Raw genomic sequence first — 4,965 nt, forward strand, 5'->3', positions numbered from 1 at the left:
GACAGAATCGGTACGGACAGAACTAATGGCATTCTGGACTCGCTGTTATTATTGGCTTCGTATGCAAAGTGTAACCCCCGGTCCGCGGGTTCACAATTTACGGCCGTCCGGGCTTTTCACGCGTGATGGGATTGGCCGGTAAGCCGACACTATCGGCGAGGTGAGTTGATGTTGCCTTCAACCGCCGCTTGCTCGACCAGCCGGTCGAATTCTTCGGAGCTCATGAGCCCCTTTTCCGCGACGATTTCGCGTACCGGCCGGCCGCTGCGTTCCGACTCTTTGGCCACCTCGGCGGCGGCGCTGTAACCGATGGAAGTATTGAGGAGCGTGGCCAGCCCGACGCTGGTGTGCGCCAGCACGCGGCAGCGATCATGGTTAATCTTGAGGCCGCGCAGGCCTTTTCCCGTCGCGGCGCTCACCGCATGGGTGAGCCAGTCCATGGCGTCGAACAGCGCCGAGCCGAGCGCCGGCATCATGACATTGAGTTCGAGTTGTCCCGCCTGGGTCATGAGGGCCACGGCGTGATCCTGCCCGAGCACCTGATAGCACACCTGGTTCAGCATCTCGAACATGACCGGGTTGACCTTGCCCGGCATGATCGAGGAACCCGGTTGCACCGCCGGCAATTCGATTTCACCGAAGCCGGTACGCGGGCCCGAGGCCAGCAGGCGCATGTCGTTGGCGATACGCGTGAGTTCCAGCGCCAGCGCGCGAATCGCGCCCGAAAGTTGCAGCAGGTCGTGCATCGACTGCATCTGCGCCGCGAGATCGTCCGCGGCACGAATCGGCTCGCCGGTGAGGCGCGCCAGTTCCTCGGCGACGTGCGCGGTGTAGCCGGGAACGGTGTTGAGTCCGGTGCCGACCGCCGAGCCGCCGAGGCCGATCTCGCACAGCAACGAAATGGTTCCACGCAGTTGATGCGCGCCACGGCGCAAAATCCAGGCATAGGCGGCGAACTCGCGCCCGATCGTCGTCGGCACGGCATCCTGCAAATGAGTGCGGCCGCTCTTGACGGTTTTCGTTTCGTGCCGTGCGAGGGTTTCAAACTCGTCGGCCATGCCGTGGACGGCGGCGAGCAGTCGTGGCAGCTTGGCCAGCGCGGCGAGACGGATCGCGGTGGGAATGGTATCGTTGGTGCTCTGCCCCATGTTGACGTGGTCATTGGGGTGCACCGGTTTGTAATCGCCCTTTTTGCCGCCGAGCGCCACGTTCGCCAGATTGGCGATCACCTCGTTGGTGTTCATGTTGTGCGAGGTGCCGGCGCCGGCCTGAAACCGGTCGACGACGAATTCATCGAGATGCTTGCCCGTGATCAGCGTGTCCGACGCCTCGATGATGGCGTTTGCCAGGCGCGCTTCGAGCGCGCCGGCCGATTCGTTGACCGCCGCCGCCGCGCGCTTGATCCGGACGTGAGCGATAATGAAGTCCCGGTCCGGCCGTCGGTCGGATATCGGGAAGTTTTCCACCGCCCGTGCCGTCTGTATGCCGTACCAGGCGTCGAGCGGCACCGGGTGCTCGCCCAGCGAATCTTTTTCGGTGCGGAATTTTTTGCTCATGGCGGGCTCCAATTCATGTAAACGAATTATAGGGATGGCGACGCAGGAATGCATCTCGCTCCCTTTTATGAATTTCTGAACGGAGGATGACGTGCTTAATCGAATAAGGCTTTTTGTCTTGGTGTTGCTGACGGTGCCGGGGCTGGTCCTGGCGGCGGCTCCGGATATCCGGCTGAAGGACATGGACGGCAATGACCACCACGTCAGCGAATTCATCGGTCAGGGAAAATGGACCATTGTTGTGGTCTGGTCCGCCGACTGTCCCATCTGCCGGCGCGATATTTACCACATGACGTTTTTCCACGAGGAGCACCGGAAAACCGATGCCACGGTGCTGGGCCTGTCCATCGACGGTCAGGCCGGGCGCGACAAGGCCAGGGCCTTCGTCAACGATCAGAGCCTCAACTTTCCGAACCTGCTCGGCGGGCCGGACGATCCCGGGCGTCTCAGCGGCACCACGTTCATCGGCACGCCAACGTATTACTTCTTCTCGCCCGAGGGGAAATTCATGACGCAACGTATCGGTCCCGTGACGCAGACGCAGGCGGAGGACTTGATTCGTGACCTTGAAAAGCGGCGCCAGAAAACGTCCATGAAATAATTCTCACCGCCCAGGCTCTCCGGCGGTTTACAATATTTTCATGAACCGTTGTCGGCATATTCTGGTTTCCGGGCGGGTGCAGGGAGTGTTCTTCCGTGCCGCGACGGAAGCCACCGCGCGCCGGTTGGGTGTTACCGGCTGGGTGCGCAATCTTGCTGACGGCAGCGTGGAACTGGTCGCCTGCGGTGAGGACGTGAAGCTCGCGGAGTTGGAGCGCTGGCTGTGGCAGGGACCGCCGCGGGCACGCGTCGAGCAGGTAAAGTCGCGGGAGGCGGAACTGCAATCGTTCGGCGATTTTTCCGTCCGCGGCTGACTACTGACGGAACCAACGCGTCCGCAGCACCTTGTCCACCTTGAGGGAATAGTCGCGCTCGCGCGTGCCGTTGTAGCGTTTGAGCGCGGCGTACAGATTGCCTTTTTCCTTGTCGAGATAGTATTTGAGTATCGTGCAGCCGAGCCGCAGGTTGGTCTGGAGGCGGAACAGGCTGTCGCCGGGTTTGCCGATTTCCTTCAGCCAGAACGGCATCACCTGCATCAGTCCGCGCGCGCCGACCGAGGAGATAGCGTACTGGTCGAAGTTACTTTCCACGTCGATGACCGACAACACGACCTCGGGCGAGAGCCCGGCGCGGTTCGCCTCGTAGTGCACATTCTTCAGCAGTTCAACGCGGTAACGCGGCTCGGGCACGCGCGTCGCAAGACGTCGCGACATGTCCGCCAGCCACACCTCGCCGTCGAAACGGTCGGGAAAGCTGTCGGTTTCCTGCGCCGCCTTTTTCACGATCTGGCGTAGTTCCGGGTCGATCGCGGCCGGTTGCGTTTTTTCGGCGGGTGCGGGTTGCGCAGCGTGCGCGTAGCCGGTCAGCGCGAGGCAGGCGGTTAACGTCACGGCGAAAAGCATCAGCGTTGATCTGGCGATTATCATATAAGTCCGCTTGCACGCCGGTCCGGGACTATGGACATTGGCGGCGACGGGAGCAATCATGAGATGGCAATACCAGAATTATAGACAGTAATCAGTAATACTTTGCCGCCGCGAGTCAGCCCGGCATGACCGTTTCCGAGGAAAGACATCATCATGGCCAAATCCACGCCAATCTCCGCTACCGCGGGCACGCCCGAGGCGGGCGACGTGGAGAACTGGCTGACCGCCGTCACCGCCGGAAGACCCGCGGAGGAAAGCGACATCCTGCGCCGTGCCGCGTCCCTGGCAGCCCGGGCCCATGCCGGACAGCGGCGCGCCTCCGGGGAACCGTATGTCCGGCATTCGCTGGCGGTGGCGAAGATCCTCGCCGACCTGGGGCTCGATCACGAAACGCTTGCCGCGGCAATCCTGCATGACGTGGTCGAGGACGGCGGCATCGCGCTGGAGGACCTGAAGCGCGACTTCGGCGCGCGCATCGCCAGCCTCGTCGACGGCGTGACCAAGATGAATGTCATCCAGGAATTCCAGATCCAGCCGGGGGGTTCGCGTCGCGAACATACCCAAGCCGAGAGCCTGCGCAAGATGCTGCTGGCCATGGCCGAGGACGTGCGCGTCGTGTTCATCAAGCTCGCCGACCGTCTGCACAACATGCGAACCCTGGAGTCCCTGCCAGAGGAGAAACAGAAACGCATCGCGCGCGAGACCATGGATATTTTCGCACCGCTCGCCAACCGTCTCGGCATCTGGCAGATGAAGTGGGAGCTCGAGGACCTGGCCTTCCGGTATCTGGAACCCGTCGAGTACAAGCGGATCGCCGGTTTTCTCGCCGAACGGCGCGAGGACCGCGAGGCTTACATCAAACGTTTTGTCGCGATGCTCGCGGAGGAATTGCATCACGCCGAAATCGCGGCCGACGTCAGTGGCCGGCCGAAGCACATCTACAGCATCTGGCGCAAGATGCAGAAGAAAGGCCGGGATTTCGAGCGGATCTTCGACGTGCGCGCCGTGCGCGTGCTCGTCAAGGACATCCGCGACTGTTACGCCGCCCTCGGCGTGGTGCATTCGCTGTGGCAGCATATTCCCGGCGAATTCGACGACTACATCGCGACACCGAAGGAAAATCACTACCGCTCGATCCACACTGCGGTGATCGGCCCGGACGGCAAGACGGTGGAAGTGCAGATACGCACGCACGATATGCACAATCAGTCCGAGCTGGGTGTCGCTTCCCACTGGCGCTACAAGGAAGGCGCGAAGGAGCGCGCGCGTGCGGATAAGAGTTACGACGCCAAGATCGCTTGGCTGCGCAGCCTGCTCGAATGGAAGGACGAGATCGCGAGTGCGTCTGATTTCGTGGATCAGTTCAAATCTGAGGTCTTCAGCGAGCGCGTATACGTGTTCACGCCCAAGGGCAACATCGTCGATCTGCCCGCGGGAGCGACGCCGCTCGATTTTGCCTATGATATTCACACCGACGTCGGGCACCGTTGCCGCGGCGCCAAGGTCAACGGCCAGATGGTGCCGCTCACCCATCCGCTCAAGACCGGCGACCGCGTAGAGGTGCTGACGGTCAAGCAGGGCGGGCCGTCGCGCGACTGGTTGTCGCCGCACCTCGGTTATCTGCATACCTCCAAGGCGCGCACCCGGGTGAGTCACTGGTTCCGCGAGCAGAATCTGGAGACGAGCATCGCCGAGGGACGCGCCGTGCTGGAACGGGAGTTCCAGCGTCTGGGCATCGGCGACGTCAATTACGAAAAGCTCGCGAGCCGTTTCCAGTTTCACCGGGTGGATGATTTCCTCGCGGCCGCCGGACGCGGCGACATCAAACCGGCGCAGATCATGGCGGCGGTGCAGGAATTCGTTGGACACGCGCTCAAGGAGGC

Annotated in this window: 5 protein-coding genes; 3 read left to right on the forward strand and 2 right to left on the reverse strand. The window is 62.1% G+C overall.

The genetic code is table 11. The features are described from left to right. Positions 1-149: 149 nt before the first annotated feature. Positions 150-1,556 carry an aspartate ammonia-lyase gene (locus WB402_RS00095; RefSeq protein WP_424204572.1) on the reverse strand — a complete coding sequence of 469 codons (1,407 nt, stop codon included), beginning with the start codon at positions 1,554-1,556 and terminating at the stop codon, positions 150-152. Between the two features lie 91 nt (positions 1,557-1,647). Between WB402_RS00095 and WB402_RS00100 the strand changes: the two genes are divergently transcribed. Then, positions 1,648-2,157 carry a TlpA family protein disulfide reductase gene (locus WB402_RS00100; protein ID WP_424204574.1) on the forward strand — a complete coding sequence of 170 codons (510 nt, stop codon included), beginning with the start codon at positions 1,648-1,650 and terminating at the stop codon, positions 2,155-2,157. Positions 2,158-2,197: 40 nt separating this feature from the next. Further along, positions 2,198-2,470, forward strand: a complete 273-nt coding sequence (locus WB402_RS00105; RefSeq protein ID WP_424204576.1) for an acylphosphatase — start codon at positions 2,198-2,200, stop codon at positions 2,468-2,470. Here WB402_RS00105 and WB402_RS00110 read toward each other — a convergent pair whose 3' ends face one another. Next, positions 2,471-3,082, reverse strand: a complete 612-nt coding sequence (locus WB402_RS00110; protein WP_424204577.1) for a lytic transglycosylase domain-containing protein — start codon at positions 3,080-3,082, stop codon at positions 2,471-2,473. A gap of 153 nt (positions 3,083-3,235) precedes the next feature. On the opposite strand from WB402_RS00110, the gene WB402_RS00115 reads away from it, so the two are divergent. Beyond that, on the forward strand, positions 3,236-4,965 hold a 1,730-nt coding region (locus WB402_RS00115), incomplete at its 3' end, for a RelA/SpoT family protein (RefSeq protein ID WP_424204579.1).

The sequence above is a fragment of the Sulfuricaulis sp. genome, assembly GCF_049587675.1.
Lineage (GTDB): Bacteria > Pseudomonadota > Gammaproteobacteria > Acidiferrobacterales > Sulfurifustaceae > Sulfuricaulis.

Bases quoted from the DNA above. Each gene is read 5' to 3' on its own strand.
- WB402_RS00105 (WP_424204576.1), top strand. From the start codon at position 2,198: ATGAACCGTTGTCGGCATATTCTGGTTTCCGGGCGGGTGCAGGGAGTG.
- WB402_RS00095 (WP_424204572.1), bottom strand. From the start codon at position 1,556: ATGAGCAAAAAATTCCGCACCGAAAAAGATTCGCTGGGCGAGCACCCG.
- WB402_RS00110 (WP_424204577.1), bottom strand. From the start codon at position 3,082: ATGATAATCGCCAGATCAACGCTGATGCTTTTCGCCGTGACGTTAACC.